A 26,018-nucleotide genomic window follows, 5' to 3' on the forward strand; every position below is an offset into this window, starting at 1 on the left:
CATCGCGCCGAACGACCGCGCCTCGAGGCGATAGGGGCGGCGCAATAAAAAAGGGCATGGAGAACACTCCATGCCCTTGCTGTCTGGCTCCCCGGGACGGGCTCGAACCGCCGACCTAGTGATTAACAGTCACCCGCTCTACCAACTGAGCTACCGGGGAATATCTTCGCCGCTTGGCGACGAAGGACGCGTATCCTAGGCGATGGAATCTCACTTGGCAAGCCTGAAAATAAAAATCGCTGGTTACGCCGCGATACGGCGGCGTTCATGCTTTCTGGGCGTGTTCGTCGGTGCATCGTGGCGGCGCTCGGCTGCGTATTTTTCTGGCTTGTAATCGCCCGTTGTCGGGCCAATGGTTGGGGCTATGAGTAACGGACTGCAACTCAAGGCGAACTGGGCGCCGGCTGGCGATCAGCCGAACGCGATCGCGGGACTGGTCGAAGGGCTCGAGGATGGCCTGGCGCATCAGGTGCTGCTCGGCGTAACCGGCTCGGGCAAGACTTTCACGATGGCCAACGTGGCCATGAAAGCCGGCCGGCCGATGCTGATCATGGCGCCGAACAAAACGCTGGCCGCCCAGCTGTACGGCGAGATGAAGGAGTTCTTCCCCGACAACGCGGTGGAATACTTCGTCTCGTACTACGACTATTACCAGCCGGAAGCGTATGTGCCGTCGTCGGATACCTTCATCGAGAAGGATTCGTCGATGAACGAGCACATCGAGCAGATGCGGCTGTCGGCGACCAAGGCATTGATCGAGCGTCGCGACACGATCGTGGTGGCTTCGGTATCGGCCATCTACGGCCTGGGCGATCCGCAGGCGTATTTTGCGATGGTGCTGCATCTCGACGAAGGCGAGACGGTTAGTCAGCGCGACCTCATCAAGCGATTGACGGAACTGCAGTACACACGCAACGACATGACGCTTGAACGCGGCACCTATCGTGTGCGCGGCGAAATCATCGACGTGTATCCCGCCGAGGCCGAAGAAGAGGCGGTGCGCATCGAGCTGTTCGACGACGAGGTCGAGCGCCTGTCCTATTTCGACCCGCTCACGGGTACGGTCAGCCGCAAGGTGCCGCGCCTGACGATTTATCCGAAGACGCACTATGTGACGCCGCGCAATCGCATCGTCGACGCGATGGATTCGATCAAGGAGGAAATGCGCGAGCGGGTGAAGTATTTCGAGTCGCAGAACAAGCTGATCGAGGCCCAGCGCATCGAGCAGCGCACGATGTTCGATCTCGAGATGATCAACGAGATCGGCTTCTGCTCCGGCATCGAGAACTATTCGCGCTATCTGTCGGGCCGGGCGCCGGGCGAGCCGCCGCCGTGTCTGCTCGACTATCTGCCGGACGACGCCATCATGGTGCTGGACGAATCGCATGTGACGGTTCCGCAGATCGGCGGCATGTACAAGGGCGACCGCGCGCGCAAGGAAACGTTGGTGGAGTACGGCTTCCGGCTGCCGTCGGCGCTGGACAACCGGCCGCTCAAGTTCGAGGAGTTCGAGCGGGTCGCGCCGCAGATGATCTATGTGTCGGCCACGCCGGGGCCCTACGAACTCGAACATACCGATAACACGGTCGAGCAGGTGGTGCGGCCGACCGGCTTGGTGGACCCCGCGGTGGAGATCCGCCCGGCGGAAACGCAGGTGGACGATCTGCTCTCCGAAATCCAGATCGTGGTCGCCAAGCAGCAGCGTGTGCTGGTCACTACGCTCACCAAACGGATGGCGGAGGATCTCACCGAATACCTGCACGAAGCCGGGGTGGCGGTGCGCTATTTGCATTCGGATATCGATACCGTCGAGCGCAGCGAGATCATTCGCGATCTACGCCTGGGCGAGTTCGATGTGCTGGTGGGGATCAACCTGCTGCGCGAGGGCCTGGATATTCCCGAGGTCGCGCTGGTGGGCGTGCTGGACGCCGACAAGGAAGGCTTCCTGCGTGCCGAGCGTTCGCTCATCCAGACCATGGGCCGCGCGGCGCGCAACGTCGAGGGCCGGGCGATCCTCTATGCCGACCAGATCACGGGCTCGATGCGCAAGGCCATCGACGAGACCGAGCGGCGCCGCGCCAAGCAGATTGCGTTCAACGAAGAGCACGGCATCACGCCGAAGACGATCCAGAAGGCGGTGGCGGACGTCATGCGCCATGGCTACGAGGACTACAGCCAGGTCAAGGAGAAGAAGAAGGTCGCCGAGGTGGGCGCCGACTACGCCAAGATGTCGGCTTCGCAGCTGGCCAAGGAGATCGACAAGCTCGAAAAACAGATGTTCAAGCACGCCGAGAACCTCGAGTTCGAGGAGGCGGGCAAGATCCGCGACCGCATCGCCAAGATCCGCGAGCACGCGCTCGAGTTGCCGGCCAAGGCGGGCTGAGACGGGCCGCCGTCCCAATCTTCGAACCCGGCCTCGCGCGCGGAACGACGCCGCGCAATCGGTGCATACCGTCCGAGCCGGTGTTTGTGACCCGAAGGCTGGGCGGCGTCGAAAAATTTTCGATAAAAGGGTTGCCGAAAGCCGGAGTTCTCGGTATTGTCTCGCACCTCGATAGGCGCGTAGCTCAGTTGGTTAGAGCGCTACCTTGACATGGTAGAGGTCGCTGGTTCGAATCCGGCCGCGCCTACCAGATATCGAAATCAGCCGTCGACTGTTGTCGGCGGCTTTTTTGCTTTCCAGCGACCCGCAACGGGTCGGCCATGCATGCGGCCCTTCGTATCGGCCGCCACTGACAGGATGCCCAGATGCCCGCCATCACGCTTCCCGACGGTACCGTCAAACAGTTTGATCATCCCGTGACCGGCATGCAGGTCGCCGAATCCATCGGCGCCGGTCTGGCCAAGGCCACGCTTGCCGCCCGGATCGATGGCGAGCTCGCGGATGCCTCGGTTCCAATCGATCACGACGCCAGCGTCGCCTTGGTGACCGCCCGCGAACAGGACGGGCTGGATATCATCCGTCATTCCTGCGCGCATCTGCTGGGTCAGGCGCTCAAGACGATGTATCCCGACGTGCAGATGGCGATCGGGCCGGTCATCGATGATGGCTTCTATTACGACATCAATATCGGCCGCGCGCTCACGCCCGAGGATCTCGAGGCGATCGAAGCGCGCATGCACGAGCTGGCCAAGCGCGATCACGAGGTGATCCGTGAGGTTGTCACGCGCGACAAGGCGCTGGCGACGTTCGTCGATCGCAACGAGCCCTACAAGCAGGCGATCGTGCGCGAGATTCCCGAAGGCGAGACCATCGCCTTGTACCACCACGAAGATTACGTGGACATGTGCAAGGGCCCGCACGTGCCCAATTCCCGGCACCTGCGGCATTTCAAGCTCATGAGCCTGGCCGGCGCCTACTGGCGTGGCGATTCCGACAACGAGATGCTCACCCGCATCTACGGCACCGCCTGGGCCAGCGAAAAAGATCTGAAAGCGCACCTGGCCTTCCTTGAGGAGGCCAAGAAGCGCGACCATCGGCTGATCGCCCGCAAGCAGGATCTCTTCCATATCCAGGAAGAGGCGCCGGGCATGATCTTCTGGCACGACCGCGGCTGGCAGATCTATCTGCAGATCACCGACTATATCCGCGCGCGCCTGGATCGCGAAGGCTACAAGGAAGTCCATACGCCGTCGCTGATCGATCTGTCGCTGTGGGAGAAATCCGGCCACGCCGAGAAATTCGCCGACGACATGTTCATCACCGGCTCCGAGGATCGCAAGTTCGCGGTCAAGCCGATGAACTGCCCGGCGCATGTCCAGATCTACAACCGCGGGCTGAAGAGCTATCGCGATCTGCCGTTGCGCCTGGCCGAGTTCGGCTCCTGCCACCGCAACGAAGCTTCGGGCACCCTGCACGGCCTGATGCGCGTGCGCGGTTTTACGCAGGACGATGCGCATATTTTCTGCACCGAGGCCCAGATCGGTGAAGAGGTCTCGAAGTTCACGGACCTGCTGTACGAGGTCTACGCCGACTTCGGCTTCGACGAGGTGCTGATCAAGCTGTCCACCCGCCCGGACAAGCGCGTCGGCTCCGACGAGATCTGGGACAAGTCCGAAGCCGCGCTGCAGAAATGCCTCGAGGACAAGGGGCTGGATTTCGAGCTGCAGCCGGGCGAGGGCGCCTTCTATGGCCCCAAGATCGAATTCTCGCTGCGCGATTGCCTGAACCGGGTCTGGCAGCTCGGCACGATGCAGCTGGATTTTTCCATGCCGCAGCGTCTGGACGCGGCGTACGTCGATGAGAACGGCGATCGCCAGGTGCCGGTCATGTTGCACCGAGCAATCCTGGGCTCGCTCGAGCGCTTCATCGGCATTCTGATTGAACACCACGCGGGCTCGATGCCGGTCTGGTTGTCGCCGACCCAGGCGGTGATCCTCAACATCACTGATGCCCAGGCCGATTATGCGTCGGAGGTGGCGGAAACCCTGCGAAACACCGGCATCCGAGTCGATACGGACTTGAGAAACGAGAAGGTCGGCTACAAGATTAGGGAGCACACGATGCAACGGGTGCCTTATCTGCTGGTGGTCGGCGATCGCGAGAAGGCTGACGGTGCCGTGGCGGTGCGGACTCGCGATGGCGAGGATCTCGGCGCCATGCCGTTGGCCGATTTCATCGAGCGTGCGACCACGCAGATCAAGAATCGCCAATGAACCCAAAAAAGTTGGTGGAACACGCGCGATCTTTTATATATAATCGCGCGCTTTACGCCCGTCGAACCGTTCGACCGGGCGTAACGCCGGCTTAGCAAGGAGGACGTCGACAATCGCTGCCGCACAAAAAGATCGCAGAAACGAGGCGATCACTGCTCGGGAAGTTCGAGTCATCGATCCCGAGGGTGAACAGGTTGGCATCATGTCGATCGAGGATGCACTGGCCAAGGCCGGTGAGTATGACCTCGATCTGGTAGAGGTGTCGCCGAATGCGAATCCGCCGGTTACCCGGATCATGGATTATGGCAAGCACGTCTTCGAGAAGAAGAAGACGCAGCAGGCCGGCAAGCAAAAACAGAAACAGACGCAGCTCAAGGAAGTGAAGTTCCGCCCCGGAACCGATAAGGGCGACTACAACATCAAGCTGCGCAAGTTGAAGGAGTTTCTGGAAGAAGGGGACAAGATCAAGATCACGCTTCGCTTTCGTGGTCGTGAGATGGCCCACCAGGAACTTGGCATGGAGCTGATGGAGCATGTTCAGTCCGACCTCGAGGAATGGGCGTCGGTCGAGCAGCGTCCGGAGATGCAGGGCCGTTTGATGACCATGGTCATGGCCCCGTTGAAAGGCGTGCCCAAGCACAGCAAGAAATAGCGGCCGCTTCAGGCCACAGTCGAGTCGAGAGAGAGTCGTATGCCCAAGATCAAGACCAACCGTGGCGCCGCCAAGCGTTTGAAGCGTACCGGCAGCGGCCGCCTGAAGCGCAGCCGCGCCTTCGGCAACCACATTCTGACCAAGAAGGCGCCCAAGCGTAAGCAGCGTCTGGCCAAGAGTGCGCTCGTCGACAAGGCGGACCAGAAGCCGATGGATCGTCTGCTCCCCTACAAGTAGGCGAGATCGCCGATCGTTCAATCGTAGCGCGCCGTATACGGCGCGCTTTGTATTAGATTCACCACAGGAAGCGCGAAAATGGCACGAGTCAGTCGCGGCGTGACGGCCAAGGCCCGTCACAAGAAAATTCTCAAGAAAGCCAAGGGCTACTACGGCGCGCGCAGCCGCACGTTCCGTGTGGCCAATCAGGCGGTCATCAAGGCCGGGCAGTATGCCTACCGTGACCGTCGCAATCGCAAGCGTGATTTCCGTTCGCTGTGGATTACCCGCATCAGCGCCGCCGCCAAGGCGCAGGGCATGTCCTACAGCACGCTGATGAACGGTCTGAAGAAAGCCGGCATCGAGCTGGATCGCAAGATCCTGGCCGATCTGGCCGTGCGCGACAAGGCGACCTTCGCTGCCGTTCTGGAGCAGGCCAAGGCCGCCCAATAGCTGCTATCGTCGGCGCGCCGCGCGCGATGCGATGATGGATAGCGATCGAAGGGAAAGGCCGTGGCCTTTCCCTTTTATTTTGTGCGCGTCCCGAAAATCGGAATCTGAAAACGGCCGGGAGGGCCGACCGCATGACGAGTGAACTCGAGCAGCTGCGCGCGCGCGCAGTGTCCGATATCGCAGCGGCCGAGGATCTGCGCGCCCTGGATGCCGAGCGCGTTACGTTGCTGGGCAAGAAAGGCGAGATCACTGCGCGACTGAAGGCGCTCGGCGCGTTGCCGGCAGAAGAGCGCAAGTCGGCGGGTGCGGCGATCAACGCCCTCAAGCGCGAACTCGCCGAGGCGATCGAGACACGACGCCACGAGCTCGAAGAGCGACAGTTCGCCGAACAGATGGCGCGCGAATCGGTCGATGTGACGCTGCCGGGCCGTGGCGAGACGCCGGGTGCGATTCATCCGATCACGTTGACCCGGCGGCGTATCGAGGCGCTGTTCGTCCAGCGGGGTTTCGAGATCGTGGAAGGTCCCGAGATCGAGGATGATTACCACAATTTCGAGGCACTGAACGTGCCGCCGGATCACCCGGCGCGCGCCATGCAGGATACGTTCTACCTCGACGCCGGCAGGCTGTTGCTGCGAACGCATACCTCGCCGGTTCAGATTCGCACGATGGAACAACGCCAGCCGCCGATTCGCGTGATCGCACCGGGGCGTGTGTATCGCCACGACTCGGATCGAACCCATAGCCCGATGTTTCATCAGGTCGAGGGGCTATACGTAGCCGAGAGGGTCAGCTTTGCCGAGCTGCGTGCCGAGCTGCAGTCATTTCTCGAAGCCTTCTTCGATACCGAACTCAAGCTGCGCTTTCGTCCGTCGTATTTCCCCTTCACCGAGCCGTCGGCTGAGGTCGATATTGACGGCCTGAGCCTGGGTACGGGGTCGGGCTGGATGGAAGTGCTGGGCTGCGGCATGGTGCATCCGAATGTGCTCGAAGCCGCGGGTGTGGATGCGTCGCGCTACACCGGGTACGCCTTCGGCATGGGCATCGAGCGGCTGGCCATGCTGCGTTACGGCGTGACCGATCTGCGGCAGTTCTACAACAACGACCTGCGCATGCTGGCGCAATTCGCCTAAGGAGCGTCATGAGGATCAGCGAGCAGTGGTTGCGCGAATGGGTCCATGTCGATGCCGACATCGAAGCCATCGGCGAGCAGTTGACGATGGCCGGGCTGGAAGTGGATGCCATGGAGTCCGCCGCACCGGATCTCACCGGCGTCGTGATCGGCGAAGTCATGGCCTGCGAGGCCCATCCGGATGCCGACAAGCTTCGAGTGTGCCAAGTCGACATTGGCAGTGCGCGCGAACAGATCGTTTGCGGCGCGCCGAATGTTGCCGCCGGTGTGCGCGTCCCGGTGGCCACCGTCGGGTCGCGTTTGCCCAGCGGGATGAAGATCAAGGCGGCCAAGCTTCGCGGCGTTGCCTCGAACGGCATGCTGTGCAGTGCGGCCGAACTGGGTTTGAGCAACGACGCGGGCGGGTTATGGCTGTTGCCATCCGATGCGCCGGTGGGTGAGGCGCTGGCCGAGTATCTCAATACCCCCGATACGATCGTTGAAGTCGACCTCACGCCGAACCGTGGCGATTGTCTGAGCATGCGCGGCATTGCCCGCGAAGTGGCTGTGGCTTTCGGCGCGAACTTCGCTGACACCGAAGCTCCCGCACCTGCCGGGGACGACGGCATTGCGGCGCCTGAAGTCGTTATCGAGGCCGATGACCTGTGCGCGGCGTATGCGGTGCGCCCGGTGGCGAATGTCGACCCGCGAGCCGGGTCGCCGGTATGGGTGCGTGAGTACCTGCGTCGTGCCGGTATTCGCTCGATCAATCTCGCCGTCGATATTGGCAATTACGTGATGCTCGATATCGGCCAGCCGATGCATGCCTTTGACGCCGCCAAGCTCGTTGGCGACATTCGCGTGCGCCGCGCCGAGGCCGGCGAATCGATCACGACGCTCGATGGCCAGGACGTCGACCTGCTGGCGGATACGCTCGTGATCGCCGACGATCAGGGCCCCGTCGCTATCGCGGGCATGATCGGCGGCCAGCGCACGGCGGTCGACGAGCATACGCGTAACGTGCTGTTTGAGGCCGCTTGTTTTACACCGGCTGCCGTGGCCGGGCAGGGGCGGCGGTACAAGATCCATACCGATTCCTTGCATCGCTTCGAGCGGGGTGTTGACCCGGCGCTGCATCGGCGCGCGTTGAACCGCGCTAGCGCGTTGTTGGTGGAATTCGGCGGCGGGGTATGCGGTGCGGTGACCACGGTTGCCGGCCAGCCCGTGTGGGCTGAGGAGCGGCGTATCGAGCTGCGCGCAACGCAGCTCGCCCGCTTGTTGGGCCAGCCGATTCCGTCGGATTTCATCGAGGCTGCACTGCGCGGTTTGGGAGCGAGCTGCGAGCGTGTCGCCGAGCAGGCCTGGGTCGTGGTGCCGCCGAGTTGGCGCTATGACCTCTCGATCGAAGCTGATCTGGTTGAAGAGGTGGCCCGGGTCTATGGTTACGATCGGTTGATCGCGGAAGCCGGCGGCATTGCCCTGCCGCCAGCCCGCGTGGGGGGCACGCTGCTCGAAGCCACGACGCCGGGCGAAGTTCTACGCCAGCGCGGTTATCACGAGGCGATTACGTATAGCTTCGTCGAGCCGGCTTTGCATGCTGAGCTGACCGGCGATGCGCCGGCACTCGCGCTGGACAACCCCATCTCCGATCAGATGATCGAAATGCGGCGCACGCTCTGGGCGGGTCTGCTCGGCGCTTGGGCACACAACAGTCGTCGCCAGCAATCGCGCGTTCGCCTGTACGAGCAGGGTCTCAGATTCCGGCCTGAGGAGACGGCGGAGAACGGCTTGGCACAGATCGATACCGTCGCTGGGCTGATCGCCGGGGCGGCGGCGCCCGCGCATTGGGACGTGGCGGGGCGCGAGGTAGATTTCTTTGACGCGCGCGGCGATGTCGAAGCCTTGTTCGCACGCTGCGGCCGCGTGCCGCAGTTCCAGGCGGCGTCGCACCCGGCGTTGCATCCCGGGCGTTCGGCTCGGATTCACGTCGACGGACGTGCGGTGGGCTGGATTGGTCAGCTGTCACCCAACTTTGCGCGCCGCTACAAGGGACAATCGTTGCCCTATCTGTTCGAGCTCGACCGAGTGGCTCTGGATGCCAGCGAAGTCGTGCGCTATGAGACGCCGTCAGACCAGCCGCGAGTCGCCCGTGATCTGGCACTGGTCGTGCCGGAGCAGGTGGCCGTGGGCGATTTGCTCTCTGTCGTGAATGACTTGAACGAGCCTTTGATTCAGTCCGTTGACGTGTTCGATGTCTTTCGCGGGCCGGAGCTGGAAGCGGGTTGCAAAAGCGTGGCTTTAAGCTTGATTTTCCAAGATAAAACGAGCACGCTTAATGATGATACGGTTGATCTAATCATAACTAGCATAACCGACGCTCTGCGCGCGCGTTGCAGCGCCAGACTCAGGGGGGAATGACGTGGCGCTTACCAAGGCGGACCTGACAGAAAAGCTATTCGAGCAGCTGGGCTTTAACAAGCGAGAATCCAAGGAATTTGTCGATCTCTTCTTCGAAGAACTGCGGAGCACCCTGGAAGACGGCGACTACGTCAAGCTCTCCGGTTTCGGCAACTTCGAACTCCGAGACAAGAATGAGCGCCCCGGGCGAAACCCCAAGACCGGTGAAGAAATCCCAATCTCGGCGCGGCGGGTCGTCAGTTTCAAACCCGGCCAAAAAATGCGAGCCCGGGTCGAATCCCGAGCCGACGGAGACAACTGATCCGTCGGGCGGGCTGCCGCCGATACCCGACAAGCGCTATTTCTCGATCGGAGAGGTCAGCGATCTCTGCCGTGTGAAATCGCACGTTCTGCGCTACTGGGAACAGGAATTTAGTCAACTCAAGCCGCTCAAGCGACGCGGCAACAGGCGCTATTACCAGCAGCACGATATTCAGATCGTGCGTGATATCCGTCACCTGCTCTATAGCGAAGGCTTCACCATTCAGGGCGCGCGACAGCAGCTCGATGGTAAAGGGCGTGCGCTGGCCACGCTTGGCGAAGGTGCTGCGGCCGATTCCCTGGCGGCGGTGCGTGAAGAGCTTGAGTCAATTGTGCTCTCGCTGGCGCATTGATTTTCGTCTTGTCACCATCGCCCAGTCTGATATGATGCGCAGCTCGTCGGGGTATGGCGCAGTTTGGTAGCGCGTCTGCATGGGGTGCAGAAGGTCGTAGGTTCAAATCCTGCTACCCCGACCATTATGTTTTCCGATCAAAGCCTTGCCTCGGCCAGTCCGGGCAAGGCTTTTTTCGTTGTATCTTGGGCCGCGCGTGCCACGGCCGGCACGGGGCGCATTTTGGCGACGGCCGGAGTGAACGATGTCTCGGGCAGTGCGGCGCTAGGGGTGAGCCAGGCAGGCGCGTGGCGGGAGTGACTTGTGACACAGGAGGCTAGAGCTGTCATCGGGCGTTATGCGCCGTCACCGACCGGGCCGCTTCACTTTGGGTCGCTCATTGCGGCGCTGGCCAGTTTCTGTCAGGCCCGCGGGCAGGGCGGCCGCTGGCTGTTACGTATCGACGATCTCGATCATCCGCGGGTTGTGGCTGGAGCGGAGCGAGCTATCCGGGACACGCTCGCGGATTTCGGTCTGGTGCACGACGGGCCGGTTTTGTATCAGTCGGAGCGCCGTGTCGCCTATGCCGAGGCCGTCGAGCATTTGAAGAACACGGGCTTTGCCTTCGATTGCGGCTGCACGCGGCGTGAAGCGCGCGATGGGCCGGTCGGGTTGGAAGGACCGGTCTACCCGGGGACGTGTCGCAACGGCCTGCCGCCCGGTCGTGAAGCGCGCTCCGTGCGTCTTCGAGTACAACGCGAGCGGATCGAGCTTCTGGATCATTTTCAGGGACGGTATGGGCAGGATCTGGCCGCCGATATCGGCGATTTCGTCATTCGACGAGCGGACGGCATCACGGCCTATCAACTGGCGACCGTGCTCGATGATCAGGCGCAGGGCGTGACGGACGTAATCCGTGGCGCGGATCTATTGTCCTCAACGCCGCGCCAGATCTGGATCCATCGCTGTCTCGGTTGGGCGCCGCCCACATATGGCCACATACCCGTGGTCGTGGATGCTGATGGGGAAAAGCTCGGCAAGAGTACCGGCGCTTTGGCGCTGGATCCCGCGGCGCGTCAGGCGCAATTGATCGAGTGCCTGGCGATGCTGGGCCAGATGCCGCCGGCATCGCTCGAGACGCGATCAGTGCCCGGGGTGCTCCGCTGGGCCGTTGACAACTGGGAGGCGAGCCGGGTGCCGCGCCGTATGGATTGTCGACGACTGGAGATGCCCGGGGCTGGTTGAGCGAACGGCGCGCCCCGGACGTTTACCAGCGGTGTTTATCCCACTGCTCCGGATTGGCCCAGTGGCGCGAATTGAGCCAGTCCGGCGTGATTTTGTAATCGTGAATAGCGTAGCGATAAAGCCAGTAATGGGACTCGATCGGCGTATTGCAGCGCAGACGGCGAAACCCCAGGCCAAGGAAATCGCGCGTTGACCAGCGGTCGTGTTCGCGTGCCTGTGCAATAGAGAACGCGGCGATGATCTCCCCGGTGCCGTAGTTTCGAAGTCGGCCGAGGAGTTGTTCGGTCGCGCGCCGCGACAGGATTCTGGGCGCATTGATCACAATCGCCAGTCTTGCCGGGTGAGAGCGCATCTCTCGTTCGTGGCCGCTGGCGAGCGTGTCTTCGAGCGCAACGTTTTCGACGCCTAGCTCAGTCCAATCAGTCAGGCAGTCTCGGGGCGCGAATTGCACGCAGCGATGGCCGGCGTGCTGCGCGATCTGCTCGCGCAGGCATTGTTGGATGTCGTCGGGCAGGCTCATGGCCGCGCCAGTGTAATACGCGACCCTCGTATTAGCGACAGTGGCGATAGCGCCGAATTGTGGTGTGAATTGTCCTAGGGCGTGTTGAGGTTTCGTGCGAGCGCCGCGTTGGCGTCCGCAAATCGTGTCCGGCAAGGCGCGAGTCGCCGCGTCGTTGCGTGCCACGACCCAGACTCGCAACGCCGCCGGGCGGGATTTGCGGCCCAACCCTTCGGGACAAGCGCTGTTTTGCGGCAATCCAGCGTTGTCGCTCTCTCGCGTAGGCCCACTACGCCACGTTCGCTACGCCTCGTCTTGCCGCAAAACAGCGCTTGGCGCGGACTCGAACGAAACCTCAACACGCCCTAATGGCGGGCAAAAAAAAGACCCGGCCTTTGCAGGCCGGGTCCTCTCGCTTAGCGCGATAACCGTTGGGATTAAACCCTTCGATTACATGCCGCTGTTGTCGCCACCCTGGTTGGTGACGTGCAGCTCGACGCGACGGTTCTGAGCGCGGCCAGCCGCGGTCTTGTTGGTCGCGACCGGGTTGGACTCGCCATGACCCTTCGTGCCGGTGATGCGGCTGGAGCTGATGCCATGGTTGGTCAGGTAGCTCTTAACCGAATCCACACGACGCTGCGACAGGCCCAGGTTGTACTTCTGGGTGCCGATGCTGTCGGTGTAGCCGTCGATGCGGAAGTCGACGTCCGGGCTGGCGTTCAGCGCGTCGACCACGTTGTTCAGGCGGTTCTGCGCCTGCGAGGTCAGCTTGGACGAATCGAATTCGAAGGTGACGCCCTTGAGGACGATCGGGGCCTTCTTCTCGATCGGGCAGCCGCGAGCATCGACTTCGGTGCCGCGCGGGGTGCCCGGGCACTGATCGTTAGCGTCGATGACGCCGTCGCCGTCGCTATCCTGCGGGCCAGTCGGGGCCGGAGCGGCCGTCGGCTGCGGTGCCTGCGGGGGCGCGCCCAGCGGGATCTGCAGACCCACGGAAACGACGTTGTCGTTGTAACGCTGGTCTTCGTAGCCGGCGCCCAGCACGTCAGCCGAGTCGACGGTGGTGTAACGATAACGGTACTCGGCGCGCACTTTCAGACCGTAGTCGTTGAGGGTGTACATGTAACCGACACCGGCATCCAGGTACTGGGCGTCGGCATTGTCGCCCACACTGTTGCCGTTGATCGAGCCATAGCCCGGATTCTGCTTGCCCCAGGCGGCGCCCAGGATGCCGTAGACCGGCAGCGTGTCACGCGCGGGGAAGAACAGGGCATCCAGACCAAAGCCGTACAGATCGGCGTTGCCAGCGTCATGGCCGTTGAGCTTCTGGCCCGGGTTGAAGTAGAAGCCGTACAGCTCAAGGTTCAACCAGCTGTTGATCGGCTTACCGATCGCCAGCGTGGTACCGACGCTGTCGTCGTTCTTGACGTTCAGGCGACCGAAGCTATCCGACGAATCCCCGATCGTGTCATTGTTGAAGAAACCGTAGGACACCATCGGCGCGACGTAGAAGCGCTTGTCCTGCGGGGTATTATCCTGTGCCATGGCACCAGCCGAGACGGCGAGCCCCAGCGCGCCGGCAACGCATGCGGTAAGCGGTTGCTTGAATTGCATAGCTCAAAACTCCCTTGAACGGGTTTAGGTTTGTTGTGCGGTCCCATTCACCGAGGGGATAAACGCAAGTTCCCTGAACGGTGACGTGCAGGCTGAGTATGCGACCTTTTGGTGAATTTCGCAATGCAACAGTCGGGTTGTGAAAAAAAAATTAACCTGTAATCATTCGCCGCCTTCTCGATATTCCCGGGCTTGAAAACTATGGATGCCAATGCTGTTCGAACCCGCATGACCTCGCTGCGTGAGCGGCTGAGCGACCTTCGGGGGTATCTTTGACTATGCTGAAAAGAAGGACCGCCTGAGCGAACTTGATGCAGAGCTGGCCGAAGGTCAGATCTGGGTCGAGAACCCCGACAAAGCACAGGCTTACGGTCAGGAAAAAGCCCGGCTGCAGGATATCGTCCAGCCCATCGATGCGGCGACATCGACGCTGGACGAAAGTGAAGAATTGCTGGAACTGGCCGAGGCCGAGGACGATGCGGAAGTCGTCGATCAGATCAGCAGCGAGCTCGACGGTGTCGAGACCCACCTCAAGGCGCTCGAGTTCCAGCGCATGTTTTCCGGCGAGGCCGACGCCAGCAACGCGTTCGTCGATATCCAGGCGGGCTCCGGCGGTACCGAAGCTCAGGACTGGGCCGAGATGCTCCTGCGGATGTATCTGCGCTGGTGCGAGCATCGCGGGTTCGAAACCGAGGTCACGGAGATCTCGGCGGGCGACGTCGCCGGTATCAAGAGCGCGACCATCGCGGTGACGGGCCCTTATGCCTACGGCTGGCTACGCACCGAAACCGGCGTGCATCGCCTGGTGCGGAAATCGCCGTTCGATTCGGGCGCACGTCGGCATACGTCGTTCGCGGCGGTATTCGTGGCGCCCGAAATCGACGACAAGGTGGAAATCGAAATCGATCCCTCCGATCTGCGGGTCGACGTCTATCGCGCGAGCGGGGCGGGGGGGCAGCATGTTAACCGCACGGAGTCGGCGGTGCGTATCACCCACCTGCCGACCAATATCGTGGTCCAGTGCCAGAACGATCGGTCGCAGCACAAGAATCGCGCTACCGCAATGAAACAGCTGCAGTCCAAGCTGTATGAGCGCGAGATGGCTCAGCGGCGAGCGGAAGCCGAAGCCACCGAGGCGGATAAATCCGATATCGGTTGGGGCAGTCAGATTCGTTCTTACGTGCTGGATCAGTCGCGGATCAAGGATCTACGCACCGGTGTGGAAGTCGGTAATACACAAGCCGTTCTCGACGGCGACCTCGATCAGTTCATCGAGGAAAGTCTCAAGCAGGGTCTTTAAGCTATGAGTGACGCTCCCTCGGGTGCAGAGGAAACCCATCGGCTGGTCGCGCAGCGCAAGGAAAAGCTGGCCGGATGGCGAGAAACCGGTCATGCCTTCCCCAACGATTTTCGCCCGACCGCGCGGGCCGATGAGTTGCAGCGGCGTCATGCCGATGACGACGCCGAAGTCCTCGAAGCCGGCTCCGCCGAGGTCTCGCTGGCCGGCCGTATGCTCGCCAAGCGCGTCATGGGCAAACTCAGTTTTGCCACCCTGCAGGACGCGAGCGGGCAGATTCAGTTGTTCGTCCAGCGGGATCTGCTGGGCGAGGACGCCTACAAGGCGTTCAAGCAGCTGGATCTCGGCGACATCATCGGCGTGCGCGGCACGCTGACCCGGACGAAAAAAGGCGAGCTGTCGGTCAAGGCAGTCGAGCTGCGACTGCTGACCAAGTCGCTGCGTCCGCTACCGGAAAAATGGCACGGGCTGTCCGATACCGAAGCGCGCTATCGGCAGCGCTACGTCGACCTGATCATCAATCCGCAGACGCGTGCGGTGTTCGCGGCCCGCAGTGCGATATTGCGAACGGTGCGAGGCTTCTTCGAGGCACGCGGGTTCATGGAAGTGGAAACCCCGATGCTGCAGGCGATTCCGGGTGGCGCGGCGGCCAAGCCGTTCGTCACGCATTACAATGCGCTCGATCACGATTTTTATCTGCGAGTCGCGCCCGAGTTATATCTCAAGCGCCTGGTGGTCGGCGGGCTCGAGCGTGTATTCGAGTTGAACCGCAACTTCCGGAACGAAGGGTTGTCCACGCGCCACAACCCCGAGTTCACGATGCTCGAGTTCTATCAGGCCTATGCCGACTATCAGGTTCTGATGGACGATATCGAGGCCTTGCTGCGCGAGTTGTCGCGCGTGGTCGCCGAACAGCACCCGGAGGCGCGCAACGCCGAAGCCGTCGAACTCGACAAGCCGTTCGAGCGACTGCCCATGAAAGATGCGGTTTTGCGTTACAACGACAGGCTCGAAGCGGCGGATCTCGAGGATGCGGCGCGACTTCGCTCGGCCGCCGAGGCGGCCGGCGTCAGGGGCGAAGACAGTTGGGGGCCGGGAAAATGGCTTACCGAACTGTTCGAGGCGACTGTCGAGCATCAGCTGATCGAGCCCACCTTCGTGACGGATTATCCGGCCGAGGTGTCGCCGCTGGCCCGACGTCGCGACGACGACCCGAGCGTCACCGAGCGTTTCGAGTTGTTCATTGCCGGGCGCGAGGTCGCCAACGGCTTTTCCGAGCTCAACGACGCCGAGGATCAGGCCGAGCGTTTTCGCGCCCAGGCCGCAGCCAAGGATGCGGGCGACGACGAGGCGATGTATTACGACGCGGACTACATTGCCGCGCTCGAATACGGCTTGCCGCCGACCGGCGGTGCCGGCATCGGTATCGATCGCGTGGTGATGATGCTCACCGGGGCGAGCGCGATCCGCGACGTGCTGTTGTTTCCGCAGCTGCGACCGCAGAAATCGTCGTGACCACCGGCCCGAGCTGACGGCCGCCCCGACCAGGAGCGGTCGTCGGCCGGAATCAGACGTCCGTGGCGTAAGGCAGCGGCAGCAGTTTGAGGGTGTCGCCCTGTGCGGTGCGCAATTCGTGGCCAGCGGTGGCCTCGATCTTGAGCACCGCGAGCGCGCGGCCTTGCGCGTCGCCGGCGGCCTGCAGGATCTGGCCCACGGCGTCGCCGGTTTCGTCGTGAACCGGGTCGCCTGCCGCGGGCTTGGCGCCGCACCAGGCGAGACGGAACACGCGGCGCGTCAAGCGCCCGCGATAATGCAATCGTGCAATCACTTCCTGGCCCGGATAGCACCCCTTGTCGAAATCGACCGCCATGAGCCAATGCAGATTGAGCATCTGGGGCACGAATTCACCCTGGGTGGCCGCAGTGACCTGGGGCACGCCGGCGTCAATTTCGGACAGCTGCCAAGCCGCGGAGTCGGCCGCCATCGCGCCCTCGGGAGGCGTCGTGCCGGTCGGATACAGGATGAGCGTGCGCTCGGGATATTCCGCCGAACCGGGCAGACCGAGTCGAATTCGGTCGTCTTCGACTTCGGTTCGATTCACGCCCGGCGCGTCGTCGCCGTCGTGCAGTCCAGCGATGTCGTATTCCGCGCTGACATCGGTGAGCTCGACCTTGAGACGCAGCACGAACATGCGCAGGCGTCGCAGTGCGCCCTCGGTCAGCGTTTGCGGCAGGAGCAGCAGATAGGCATCCGGCAGCGCTACGACGCGCAGCACAAGCTGGGTGCGGCCCTTGGCATCGCACCAGGCTGCGAGAAAATGGCGGTCCGGGCCAAGTCGTAGTACGTCGTTCGACAACTGAGCACGAAGAAAGTCGCCGGCGTCCGGGCCGGTCACTCGGATTACGCCGAGGCGCAGCGATTCGTCAGGCAGAACGTCGCCCATAAGTGCATCCAACAACAGGTTTGGCCGTATTGTAGTGCGACTGTAAAGCAACGTGTGACAGCGCCGTTCGCCCGACTGGCGCTGTTGCCAGCCCATAGCGCGAGGTTTAGAGTACCTGTATGCCGAAGCAGCACGAGAATCCCGTCGACGACACCCGTTCCGACGTGATCAGCGAATCGTCCGATTCTTCATCCCCGTCCGACAGCGATCAGCCGACGCCGAGCGCGCCCGATCCGTTCGCGGAAGAGGTCCGGCCCAAGGAATACGGCGGTCGCAATGGCCCCGATCCGGTCCGCTACGGAGACTGGGAGAAGAACGGGCGCTGCATCGACTTCTGATTCGTTCGTATTTCCTTTAAACGACTGCCGGGGACCGTATGAGTAGTCAGCCGAACCGACCGCTTTCGCCGCATCTGCAAATCTATCGTTGGCAGATATCGATGCTGACCTCCATCGCGCACCGCGCCTCGGGCATCGTGCTCGCGCTCGGCGCGGTGTTGCTGGCGATCTGGTTGATCGCTGCCGCCAACGGGCCGGACGCCTACGCCGCCGTCAATGGCGTGTTCGCCTCGTGGTTCGGACAATTGATCATGTTTCTGTGGTCGTTCGCGTTGTTCTATCACCTGTGCAACGGCGTTCGACATCTGGTCTGGGACGTCGGCGTCGGCCTTGATCTGGAAACCGCCCGCATGACCGGCTTCGTTGCCATCGGGGTCGCAGCGGCGCTGACTATTTTTGTCTGGATCTGGGCGCTGATCGCCTGATCGACGGCTGACGTCTTCGGAGAGTTTTCTATGAGCAGTATTCGTTCTTCGCTGGCCAACGCGCGCGGGCTGGGCAGTGCCAAGACCGGCACCAGTCATTTTTGGGCGCAGCGCGTAAGCGCTGTCGCACTGGTGCCGCTGACACTCTGGTTCGTCGCCTGTCTGGCATCGCAGTTCGGTGCCAGCTATGCAAGCGTGACCAATTGGCTGTCGTCGCCGTTCCAGGCATCACTTCTGGCGATCTACCTCGCCGCGATCTTCTATCACTCTCAGCTCGGCCTGCAGACCATCGTGGAGGATTACATCCACCATGAAGGCATCAAGATGGCCACCCTGATCGCGCTGCAGCTGATCAATATTCTTCTGGCCGTCGCGGCCATCGTTTCCGTACTCATGATTCTTGTGGGAGCCGCCTGATGAGCGAAAGCTACGACATCATCGAACATCAGCACGACGTGGTCGTGGTCGGCGCCGGCGGTGCCGGGCTGCGGGCCACGCGAGGGCTGGCCGATGCGGGCCTGAAGACAGCGTGCGTGACCAAGGTGTTTCCGACGCGTAGCCATACCGTGGCGGCTCAGGGCGGCATTGCCTCGGCCCTCGGCAACATGGGCGAGGACGATTGGCGCTGGCATGCCTACGACACGATCAAGGGCAGCGACTGGCTCGGCGATCAGGACGCGATCGAGTACCTCACCAAGGAAGCTATCCCGGCAATCATCGAGCTCGAGCACGACGGTGTGCCGTTCTCGCGCACCGAGGACGGCAAGATCTATCAGCGTCCGTTCGGCGGCATGACCACGCACTTCGGCAAGGGTAACGCCCAGCGCACCTGTGCCGCAGCCGACCGTACCGGTCACGCTCTGCTGCATACGCTGTATCAGCAGTCGCTCAAGGCGCGCGCGGAATTCTTCATCGAATACTTCGCGATCGACCTGCTGATGACCGAAGACGGCGAGTGCAAGGGCGTGCTGGCGTGGGATCTACAGGGCGGCCAGCTGCATCGCTTCCGGGCGCACCAGGTGATCTTGGCGACCGGCGGTTACGGCCGGGCTTATTTCTCCTGTACGTCGGCGCATACCTGTACCGGCGACGGCATCGGCATGGCGCTGCGCGCCGGCCTGCCGCTCCAGGATCCGGAATTCGTCCAGTTCCACCCGACCGGTATCTACGGCGCGGGCTGCCTGATCACCGAAGGCGCACGCGGCGAGGGCGGTTATCTGACCAACTCCGAGGGCGAGCGTTTCATGGAACGCTACGCCCCGAACGCCAAGGATCTGGCCTCGCGTGACGTGGTCAGCCGTGCGGAAACGGTCGAAATCAACGAAGGCCGTGGTGTCGGCGAGAAGGGCGATCATATGCTCCTGCATCTGGAGCATCTGGGCCCGGAAGTGCTGCACGAACGCCTGCCGGGCATCACCGAAACGGCTCGCATCTTCTCCGGCGTGGATGCCACCAAAGAGCCGATTCCGGTGCTGCCGACCGTTCACTACAACATGGGCGGGATTCCGACGAACGCCTTCGGCGAAGTGGTCACGCTCAAGGACGGCGACCCGGAATCCGTCGTGCCCGGGCTGATGGCCGTCGGCGAGACCGGTTGTGTCTCGGTGCACGGTGCCAATCGACTGGGCTCCAACTCGCTGCTCGATCTCGTGGTGTTCGGCCGCGCCGCGGCGCATCGCTGCGAAGAGGTCGTGCCCAAGGGCAAGATGCACAAGGCCAATACGTCGGCTTCGGAGCAGAAGGCCCTGGATCGGTTCGATCGGCTACGTTATGCCAAGGGCAGCACGCCGACCGCCCAGCTGCGCGACAGCCTGCAGGAGTCGATGCAGAAGTACGCGGCGGTCTTCCGTAACGAAGACAACCTGGCCAAGGGTGTCGAGCAGATCGGTAAGGAAGTCAAATCGTTTGCCGATGTGTCGGTGACCGACCGCTCCATGACCTGGAACAGCGATCTGGTCGAGACCATGGAGCTGGAAAACCTTCTGGGTTGCGCCATCTGCACCATGCACGCCGCGGCCAACCGCAAGGAATCCCGCGGGGCGCATGCGCACGAGGAATACACCGAGCGCGACGACGAAAACTGGATGAAGCACACGCTCACCTGGCACAACAGCGGCGAGACGGACGTGCGCATCGAATATCGTCCGGTGCACATCAATCCCATGACCGACGAGATGGAGCACATCCCGCCCAAGGAACGCGTTTACTAGCGTTGGATTATCACGGCCGGCGCCGCGTGCGCCGGCCGGTCACTTTGGAAATGGAGCCTCACCATGGCTGAATTTCGACTGCCCAAGAACTCGCGTATCTCCAAGGGCAAGCGCTATCCGGCGCCGAAGGACGCGAAAAACGTCAAGACCTTCCGGGTCTATCGCTGGGAGCCCGAGTCCGGCGAGAACCCGCGTGTGGACAGCTACGACATCGATCTCGATCGCTGCGGCCCGATGGTTCTCGACGCGGTCATCAAGATCAAGAATGAAATCGATCCGACCCTGACCTTCCGGCGCTCCTGTCGTGAAGGCGTATGCGGCTCGTGTGCGTTCAACATCGATGGCAAGAACACGCTGGCCTGCATCACGCGCATCGAGGACATCGATGGCGATGTGCGCATCTACCCGCTGCCGCATATGCCGGTGGTGAAGGACCTCGTGCCCGATCTGACCCACTTCTATGCCCAGCTCGAGTCGATCGAGCCGTGGATCAAGACCGATACCGCCAAGCCCACCCGCGAACGGCTGCAGACGCCCGAGGATCGCGCCAAGCTGGACGGCTATTACGAGTGCATCCTCTGTGCCTGCTGTTCGACGTCCTGCCCAAGCTACTGGTGGAACCCCGAGCGTTATCTGGGCCCGGCGGTGCTGCTGCAGGCCTATCGCTGGATCGTGGATTCGCGCGATGAAGCCACGGGTGAGCGTTTGGACGATCTCGAAGATCCGTTCAAGCTGTATCGGTGCCATACCATCATGAATTGCACCAATACCTGCCCGAAGGGATTGAACCCCGCCAAGGCGATCGCCGAGACCAAGAAGCTAATGGTCGAACGCCGCACCTGATTGTTGGCGTGATTCTGTTGCTGCCCCGCGGCGTTCTTCGTCGCGGGGCTTTGTCGTATTGAGTGCCGATATGAGCGAAAAATCCCGGGTCCGCTGGTTGTGCCGACGAGGCATGAAAGAATTGGACGTGCTGCTCGAGCGGTTCGTTCGCTCCGATTACGACGCGTTGACCGAGAGCCAGCATGCCGAGTTCGTTAATCTGCTGAATCACGAAGATCCGGATCTCTGGGTGCTCATGATGGGGCGCGCCGAGCCGGACAACCCCGTACAGGCGGAGCTTCTGGCGCGCATCCGCGAGTTCCAGCGGCCGCCGGGGACCTGATCCGCCGGTTTGCGCGTCGTCGGCTGGCCGTGCGTTGGTATGGCCGCCTATGCTGTGGACGTGAGCTTCGCCGATACCATTCACGTCACGTTTCGCCCGTCTCGTGCGCTTCGGGCGCTCAGCGCGTTGGCTCATGTCTTGGCGTTGGGTGTGTTTCTCGTCTGGAGTTTTGCGTCGCCGATTCTTGTCTTGCCGGCCGTTGGCGTCGTGCTCTTGGCGTGCTCCGCCGAACGTCGGTTGACGCAGCGTGACGCTGGAGCGCTGTGCCGCCTGCGTTGGAGCGCCGATCACCGGTTGTACTGCGAGGACATTCGGGGCCGAGCCTGGGAAGGTCACTGCGTCGAAGCTAGAAGTTGGGGCGCCGTCTGGGTTCGTCTGCGGATACGCCCGGCGAATCGTCGCCTGACACGATCGGTCGTCATTCCGTTCGATGCCGTGGATGCCGATGTGCACCGGCGCTTGCGCGCCCGCTGTCGTGTTACGCCGCCGCATAAACAGAGCCCATGACGGCTTGCCTGCTGGCGCGCCGATGCCGGCGGTTCGCTTGTGCGCTGCTATTGATCGCGACAGGGGCAGTCGCGGCGGCGAGCCCGCGTATTCACTGGATGTCGTGTCCAGCCGGAGCCGACGCGGGCCGCAGCGCGGCGGTCATGCGCTGCGGCGAATTCACGCCCGGCGATCATCTCGGTTCGCGACCGGTCCGCCTGCGTATCACCCGTTTGCAGGCTCGTCCCGACCGGGCGACACTCCACCCGGTGGTCTATGTGCCGGGCGGCCCGGGGGATGCCGGTGGGCAACACGCGTCTGCGCTGCGGGCCTGGCGGCTATTCCAGCAAACCGCCGGCTGGCCGCGGGATCTGGTGATCTTCGACCCGCGTGGTACGGGAATGAGTACGCCGCGCCCGCGCTGTTCCGAGCCGGGTGGCCCGGCCAGTGCGGACGCGCTTGGTCGATGTTTCAAACGATTGGGGCCTGTGACCGCTGCCAGGCTCGGTGCCCGCGCCCAGGTTGCCGATTTGCATCGTCTGATCAACACCCTGAATCAGGGCAGCGTGGTGATCTGGGCCGAGTCTTATGGCGCGCTGCTGGCACGACGGCTAGCGGCCACGCACCCGAACGATGTCCAATTGCTGATTCTTGATTCGCCGGTTCTGCAATCACTGCAGGCGCGTCGCCGTCAGGCGCTCGCGTATCGGCGTCGCCGGCAACAACTGTTGCAGGACTGCCGCCGCCGCTTGGTCTGCCGGTTGTCGGTCCCGTCGCTCGCGGTCGCGATCGACGGTCTGATCGCGTCGCGACATCGGCATCCATCGATGATCACGACCGCCGAGCCCCCACGACGGGCGAAGACCGTCCGGGTCGATGGCGCCGCCGTACAGGCTATGATCATGTTGTCGGCGTATGACGAGCGCGACGATGTACGCGTGATTCATGCCCTTCGGCACGCCGTCTACGAGCCGGCAGCGCTATCGGCGCTCGTCGAACCGCTGGTCGCGTTGAATCGGCAGCGCGGGGGCAGGGCTCCGGTGTACTGGAGTACCCGCTGCTCGTTCAGACCCGTTTCGAAGACGGCGGGAACGCCAGCTGCGATCAACGACCCGTGTCGGCAATGGCCTGTCCCCCGACTCGAGGCCGTGGCGAGTCGCATCGACATTCCCACGCTCGTGATCGCCGGAGCTCGGGATGTGCTGACATCGCCGCTATCCGCCGGGCGGGCGGTTTTGCGACATCCCGGTTGGCAGTTTCTCCCGGTCGCAAGTGGCGGGCACGGCGTACTCGCACACGATCACTGTGCACAGCGCGCGGTGGCCCGTTTCATCGCTCGTGATGGCGCCTGGCTCGGGGCCGGGTCTTGTCCTGCCAGGGCGAACGGGCCTTGATTGTCCCATGTCTGAACGGTGCGCGAATGACGCCGAGCACCTGCGTCGCTAGAATGGCCCCGTTTATCGTCGTCAGCCGGATGGATATCGCCCGCATGGTGATTTGCCAAAGCCTTCAAAAAATTAGCGAACTATTCGCGATGGCCGTGGTCTACGGGAGTAACGCCGACATGGTGCTTTGGCAAAGCGAGGCAAATGTACGCCGATCTGTCCTGACAATCCGTAGCTCGGACACGTGCCGCGTTTAGATGAGCGAAGACGCTTCCGACGATCAGCTCGTCGCGCGGGCACAGGCCGGCGACAATCGCGCATTCGACCTGCTGGTGCGCAAGTATCAGCACAAGGTCGTGAAATTGGTCGCGCGATACGTCAGCCCGGCCGACGCGCCCGATGTCGCGCAAGAGGCTTTCATCAAGGCCTATCGCGCGCTGGCTGGGTTCAAAGGCAATAGCGCGTTCTATACATGGCTCTACCGTATTTCGATCAACACGGCGAAGAATTACCTGGTGGCACGGTCTCGTCGGCCGGCCAGTCAGGATATCGACGTCGCGGATGCCGAGGCCTTCGGGCACACGGATCGTTTTTCCGAACAGGACACCCCCGAGGCCCTGATGGAAAGCGAGGAGATCCGCAATGCGGTGATTACGGCCATACGCGAACTGCCAGAGGATCTACGTACGGCGATCATGTTGCGCGAACTCGACGGCATGAGTTACGAAGAGATTGCGCAGTCGATGGATTGCCCGGTCGGCACCGTACGCTCGCGAATATTTCGCGCACGTGCGGCGATCGAGGAAAAGCTGGTGTCCCTTTCGGACAAGTGAGGTTGTTATGAACGAGCAGTTGTCCGCCTTTCTGGATAACGAAGCCACGCGAGACGAGGCTGATTCGGTGGTCAACGCGCTGTTGCGTGACGAGGCACTGCGCGACAGCTGGACACGTCAGCACTGGATTCGGACCACCCTGCGTTCACACAGCGCCGAGCCCGCGGTGGACGTTGATACGGGGTTTGCCAATCGCGTCATGTCGGCCATCGCGGCCGACGAACATCGCGAGACGGCTGTGCCGAACAGCAACGTGTTGCCGATGTCCCCCAGGGGGCGTCGCACCCGTACGCGCCGCTGGCGCGGTGTGGCGGGCATGGCCGCGGCCGCCTCTGTGGCCGGTGTCGTGCTTCTCGCCGGCAACCCGTTCGTTCGTACCGGCACCTCCGGTTCGGAGGGGCGCGTAGCGACGGCCGAGAACAATCCAGCCCGCACCCGCGGCGTTGCCGACAGCCAGCAGGAGCGCCAGGGCTTCGGTAGTGGCGGTTGGAACAACCAGCTGGCCGATTTCAGTTCGGTTCAGGCGCAGCCGGCCGGGGTGCGAACGGTCGCCGCGGCGGGGATGAGCGCGCAAGGCGCCGCCAGCATGGGCGGGTCTGATGCGTCGGCGGACCATTGGTCGGTCTCGGATCCGGCGGTACGCGATGAGCTCAACGGCTATCTGGTCGATCACAACGGCATGGCGCGCGGCTATGGCATGTCGAGCACCACGCCGGCGCTGGTGCGAGTTGCCGCTTATGGACAGGATGTGACGCAGTGACGAGAGCGCTAACTGCGTTCCTCGTCCTATTCGGATTGATCGCACCGGCTCTCGCCGCGTCGCCCAAGAAGGGCGACGACAGCGCGCAGGCCATCGATCTTCTTAGCCAGGCTTCCGATGCCGTACGCCGCGAAACCTATAGCGGCGTCATCGTGTATCTGCGCCATGGCGACGCGGATACGCTCAAGATCGTGCATCGATACCACGATCATATGGAAGAGGAGCGCCTGGTCTCGCTCAGCGGTCAGGCTCGAGAGATCATCCGCAAAGGCGACAAGGTCACCTCGATCCTGCCGGATCACAAGCTGGTGCTTGTCTCCGAACATCCGCCGAAAAGCCTGCTGGGCAGCGTGTCGCACTTCTCTCCCAAGCAGCTCAGAGCCAATTACAAGGTGCTTGATCTCGGCACGACCCGTACTGCGGGCCGCGATTGCCACGTGATCGCCATTCAGCCCCGCGATAAATATCGCTACGGCTACAAGATGTTGATCGACAGTAAGACCGAGCTGCCGCTCAAGCTCGATCTGCTCGACCACGGCAAGCGTCTCGAACAGATGATGTTCACCGACGTCTCGTTCCCCAAAACCATTTCGGACTCGGAGTTCGTGCCGAGCTACGATGTCCGGGGTTTTCGGATCGTGCGGCATCAGGCCGTGCATGTGGCCGAAAGCCCATCGGACGAACCCGAGGAGCAATGGAAGGCTACCGATCTGCCGCCAGGTTTTAAACTCGCGGAGGATGGCGTTCGGCAACTGACGCCGAACGCCTCGGTTCGACAGATGTTGTTTACCGACGGCGTGGCCACGGTCTCGGCGTTCATCGCGCCCGCGGGCCTGCGGGCCCCCTTGAAAGGCGCGACCCGCATGGGCGCGGTCAATGCCTACGGCGACATCGTGGGTAACACGCAAATCACGGTCGTGGGCGAGGTGCCGGCCATCACGGCCCGTCGTATTGCCGAAAATCTGGTGCAGACGAAAAAAGCCGCGGCCAAAGCGTCGAGTAGCCACTGAGCCTCGGGCCCGTGCCCCAAGTAGTCGGCTCGACGAGCGGGCGCCGTGGTGTTGTTCGGCGTGATCGGCGCGCCGGAGTCGGAGGTGCTGCGGCGCAAGTCGGCTTCGCTAGGTGTCCAGTCCCGCCAACAACTGGTTTGGCGGATAAAAGAATGGCTGGGGATCTCGCG

General features: G+C 62.5%; 26 protein-coding genes and 3 tRNA genes. 25 read left to right on the forward strand and 4 right to left on the reverse strand.

Translation table 11 applies throughout. The features are described from left to right. Positions 1 to 84: 84 nt before the first annotated feature. Positions 85 to 160, reverse strand: a tRNA-Asn gene (locus tag C41B8_RS08955). A gap of 204 nt (positions 161 to 364) precedes the next feature. On the opposite strand from C41B8_RS08955, the gene uvrB reads away from it, so the two are divergent. From uvrB to gluQRS, 12 genes are all read left to right on the forward strand, one after another. Next, positions 365 to 2,383 (forward strand): excinuclease ABC subunit UvrB, encoded by a 2,019-nt coding sequence (gene uvrB, locus C41B8_RS08960; protein WP_037336774.1) that lies wholly within the window; start codon positions 365 to 367, stop codon positions 2,381 to 2,383. Positions 2,384 to 2,556: 173 nt separating this feature from the next. Beyond that, positions 2,557 to 2,633, forward strand: a tRNA-Val gene (locus tag C41B8_RS08965). A gap of 115 nt (positions 2,634 to 2,748) precedes the next feature. Beyond that, the gene (gene thrS, locus C41B8_RS08970) at positions 2,749 to 4,656 is read left to right on the forward strand and encodes a threonine--tRNA ligase (RefSeq protein WP_037336777.1); all 1,908 of its coding nucleotides are present in this window, start codon (positions 2,749 to 2,751) and stop codon (positions 4,654 to 4,656) included. A 112-nt stretch (positions 4,657 to 4,768) separates the two neighbouring features. After that, entirely contained in the window at positions 4,769 to 5,308 is a 540-nt protein-coding gene (infC, locus tag C41B8_RS08975; RefSeq protein ID WP_037336779.1) for a translation initiation factor IF-3, read from the forward strand. Between the two features lie 39 nt (positions 5,309 to 5,347). Beyond that, positions 5,348 to 5,545, forward strand: coding sequence for a 50S ribosomal protein L35 (gene rpmI / locus C41B8_RS08980; protein WP_037336781.1), 198 nt, complete (start codon positions 5,348 to 5,350; stop codon positions 5,543 to 5,545). A 78-nt stretch (positions 5,546 to 5,623) separates the two neighbouring features. Beyond that, positions 5,624 to 5,977: a 50S ribosomal protein L20 gene (gene rplT, locus C41B8_RS08985; protein ID WP_037336783.1), complete on the forward strand. Its 354-nt coding sequence runs from the start codon at positions 5,624 to 5,626 to the stop codon at positions 5,975 to 5,977. A 131-nt stretch (positions 5,978 to 6,108) separates the two neighbouring features. Beyond that, positions 6,109 to 7,110 (forward strand): phenylalanine--tRNA ligase subunit alpha, encoded by a 1,002-nt coding sequence (gene pheS, locus C41B8_RS08990; RefSeq protein WP_037336785.1) that lies wholly within the window; start codon positions 6,109 to 6,111, stop codon positions 7,108 to 7,110. Positions 7,111 to 7,118: 8 nt separating this feature from the next. Beyond that, positions 7,119 to 9,506 carry a phenylalanine--tRNA ligase subunit beta gene (pheT, locus tag C41B8_RS08995; RefSeq protein WP_037336787.1) on the forward strand — a complete coding sequence of 796 codons (2,388 nt, stop codon included), beginning with the start codon at positions 7,119 to 7,121 and terminating at the stop codon, positions 9,504 to 9,506. 1 nt (position 9,507) lies between these two features. Next, positions 9,508 to 9,807 carry an integration host factor subunit alpha gene (locus tag C41B8_RS09000; RefSeq protein ID WP_037336789.1) on the forward strand — a complete coding sequence of 100 codons (300 nt, stop codon included), beginning with the start codon at positions 9,508 to 9,510 and terminating at the stop codon, positions 9,805 to 9,807. Positions 9,808 to 9,820: 13 nt separating this feature from the next. Beyond that, positions 9,821 to 10,159 (forward strand): MerR family transcriptional regulator, encoded by a 339-nt coding sequence (locus tag C41B8_RS20860; protein ID WP_037336867.1) that lies wholly within the window; start codon positions 9,821 to 9,823, stop codon positions 10,157 to 10,159. Positions 10,160 to 10,206: 47 nt separating this feature from the next. Then, positions 10,207 to 10,283: transfer RNA gene (locus tag C41B8_RS09010), tRNA-Pro, on the forward strand. A gap of 179 nt (positions 10,284 to 10,462) precedes the next feature. Then, on the forward strand, positions 10,463 to 11,383 hold the full coding sequence (gene gluQRS, locus C41B8_RS09015; RefSeq protein WP_232226028.1) for a tRNA glutamyl-Q(34) synthetase GluQRS: 921 nt from the start codon (positions 10,463 to 10,465) through the stop codon (positions 11,381 to 11,383). Positions 11,384 to 11,405: 22 nt separating this feature from the next. Here gluQRS and C41B8_RS19580 read toward each other — a convergent pair whose 3' ends face one another. Then, entirely contained in the window at positions 11,406 to 11,903 is a 498-nt protein-coding gene (locus C41B8_RS19580; RefSeq protein WP_051883317.1) for a DUF6231 family protein, read from the reverse strand. Positions 11,904 to 12,332: 429 nt separating this feature from the next. Continuing rightward, positions 12,333 to 13,496: an OmpA family protein gene (locus tag C41B8_RS20655; protein ID WP_051883318.1), complete on the reverse strand. Its 1,164-nt coding sequence runs from the start codon at positions 13,494 to 13,496 to the stop codon at positions 12,333 to 12,335. 201 nt (positions 13,497 to 13,697) lie between these two features. Here C41B8_RS20655 and prfB point away from each other — a divergent pair. Together prfB and lysS are read left to right on the forward strand one after the other, a co-directional pair. After that, positions 13,698 to 14,796 (forward strand): peptide chain release factor 2 gene (gene prfB / locus C41B8_RS09030; protein ID WP_156962488.1). Its coding sequence is split into 2 segments (ribosomal slippage): positions 13,698 to 13,769 and positions 13,771 to 14,796, totalling 1,098 coding nucleotides; the frame shifts between segments, so codons are not numbered across the junction. A gap of 3 nt (positions 14,797 to 14,799) precedes the next feature. After that, on the forward strand, positions 14,800 to 16,308 hold the full coding sequence (gene lysS / locus C41B8_RS09035) for a lysine--tRNA ligase (RefSeq protein WP_037336791.1): 1,509 nt from the start codon (positions 14,800 to 14,802) through the stop codon (positions 16,306 to 16,308). A 52-nt stretch (positions 16,309 to 16,360) separates the two neighbouring features. On the opposite strand, the gene ygfZ is transcribed toward lysS, so the two are convergent. Then, positions 16,361 to 17,236 (reverse strand): CAF17-like 4Fe-4S cluster assembly/insertion protein YgfZ, encoded by an 876-nt coding sequence (ygfZ, locus tag C41B8_RS09040; protein ID WP_037336793.1) that lies wholly within the window; start codon positions 17,234 to 17,236, stop codon positions 16,361 to 16,363. 119 nt (positions 17,237 to 17,355) lie between these two features. Here ygfZ and C41B8_RS09045 point away from each other — a divergent pair, with 119 nt between their 5' ends. The 11 genes from C41B8_RS09045 (at position 17,356) to C41B8_RS09100 (ending at position 25,848) form a co-directional block, all read left to right on the forward strand. Further along, positions 17,356 to 17,574 carry a DUF1674 domain-containing protein gene (locus C41B8_RS09045; RefSeq protein ID WP_037336795.1) on the forward strand — a complete coding sequence of 73 codons (219 nt, stop codon included), beginning with the start codon at positions 17,356 to 17,358 and terminating at the stop codon, positions 17,572 to 17,574. 38 nt (positions 17,575 to 17,612) lie between these two features. Next, on the forward strand, positions 17,613 to 17,999 hold the full coding sequence (sdhC, locus tag C41B8_RS09050) for a succinate dehydrogenase, cytochrome b556 subunit (protein WP_037336797.1): 387 nt from the start codon (positions 17,613 to 17,615) through the stop codon (positions 17,997 to 17,999). 30 nt (positions 18,000 to 18,029) lie between these two features. Further along, positions 18,030 to 18,416: a succinate dehydrogenase, hydrophobic membrane anchor protein gene (sdhD, locus tag C41B8_RS09055; RefSeq protein ID WP_037336799.1), complete on the forward strand. Its 387-nt coding sequence runs from the start codon at positions 18,030 to 18,032 to the stop codon at positions 18,414 to 18,416. Next, positions 18,416 to 20,209: a succinate dehydrogenase flavoprotein subunit gene (gene sdhA, locus C41B8_RS09060; protein ID WP_037336801.1), complete on the forward strand. Its 1,794-nt coding sequence runs from the start codon at positions 18,416 to 18,418 to the stop codon at positions 20,207 to 20,209. The genes sdhD and sdhA overlap by 1 nt, the downstream gene beginning before the upstream one ends. Positions 20,210 to 20,272: 63 nt before the next feature. Further along, positions 20,273 to 21,052 carry a succinate dehydrogenase iron-sulfur subunit gene (locus tag C41B8_RS09065; RefSeq protein WP_037336803.1) on the forward strand — a complete coding sequence of 260 codons (780 nt, stop codon included), beginning with the start codon at positions 20,273 to 20,275 and terminating at the stop codon, positions 21,050 to 21,052. Between the two features lie 70 nt (positions 21,053 to 21,122). Further along, positions 21,123 to 21,374, forward strand: coding sequence for an FAD assembly factor SdhE (locus C41B8_RS09070; protein WP_037336804.1), 252 nt, complete (start codon positions 21,123 to 21,125; stop codon positions 21,372 to 21,374). A gap of 39 nt (positions 21,375 to 21,413) precedes the next feature. Next, positions 21,414 to 21,881, forward strand: coding sequence for a protein YgfX (locus tag C41B8_RS21135; protein ID WP_037336807.1), 468 nt, complete (start codon positions 21,414 to 21,416; stop codon positions 21,879 to 21,881). Between the two features lie 143 nt (positions 21,882 to 22,024). Continuing rightward, entirely contained in the window at positions 22,025 to 23,254 is a 1,230-nt protein-coding gene (locus C41B8_RS09080) for an alpha/beta hydrolase (RefSeq protein WP_198025131.1), read from the forward strand. A 248-nt stretch (positions 23,255 to 23,502) separates the two neighbouring features. Continuing rightward, on the forward strand, positions 23,503 to 24,078 hold the full coding sequence (gene rpoE, locus C41B8_RS09090; RefSeq protein WP_037336813.1) for an RNA polymerase sigma factor RpoE: 576 nt from the start codon (positions 23,503 to 23,505) through the stop codon (positions 24,076 to 24,078). A gap of 7 nt (positions 24,079 to 24,085) precedes the next feature. Next, positions 24,086 to 24,838 carry a sigma-E factor negative regulatory protein gene (locus C41B8_RS09095; RefSeq protein WP_037336816.1) on the forward strand — a complete coding sequence of 251 codons (753 nt, stop codon included), beginning with the start codon at positions 24,086 to 24,088 and terminating at the stop codon, positions 24,836 to 24,838. Continuing rightward, entirely contained in the window at positions 24,835 to 25,848 is a 1,014-nt protein-coding gene (locus C41B8_RS09100) for a MucB/RseB C-terminal domain-containing protein (protein WP_084188749.1), read from the forward strand. The genes C41B8_RS09095 and C41B8_RS09100 overlap by 4 nt, the downstream gene beginning before the upstream one ends. Positions 25,849 to 26,018: the final 170 nt, after the last annotated feature.

This window comes from Salinisphaera hydrothermalis C41B8 (genome assembly GCF_000732535.1).
Lineage (GTDB): Bacteria > Pseudomonadota > Gammaproteobacteria > Nevskiales > Salinisphaeraceae > Salinisphaera > Salinisphaera hydrothermalis.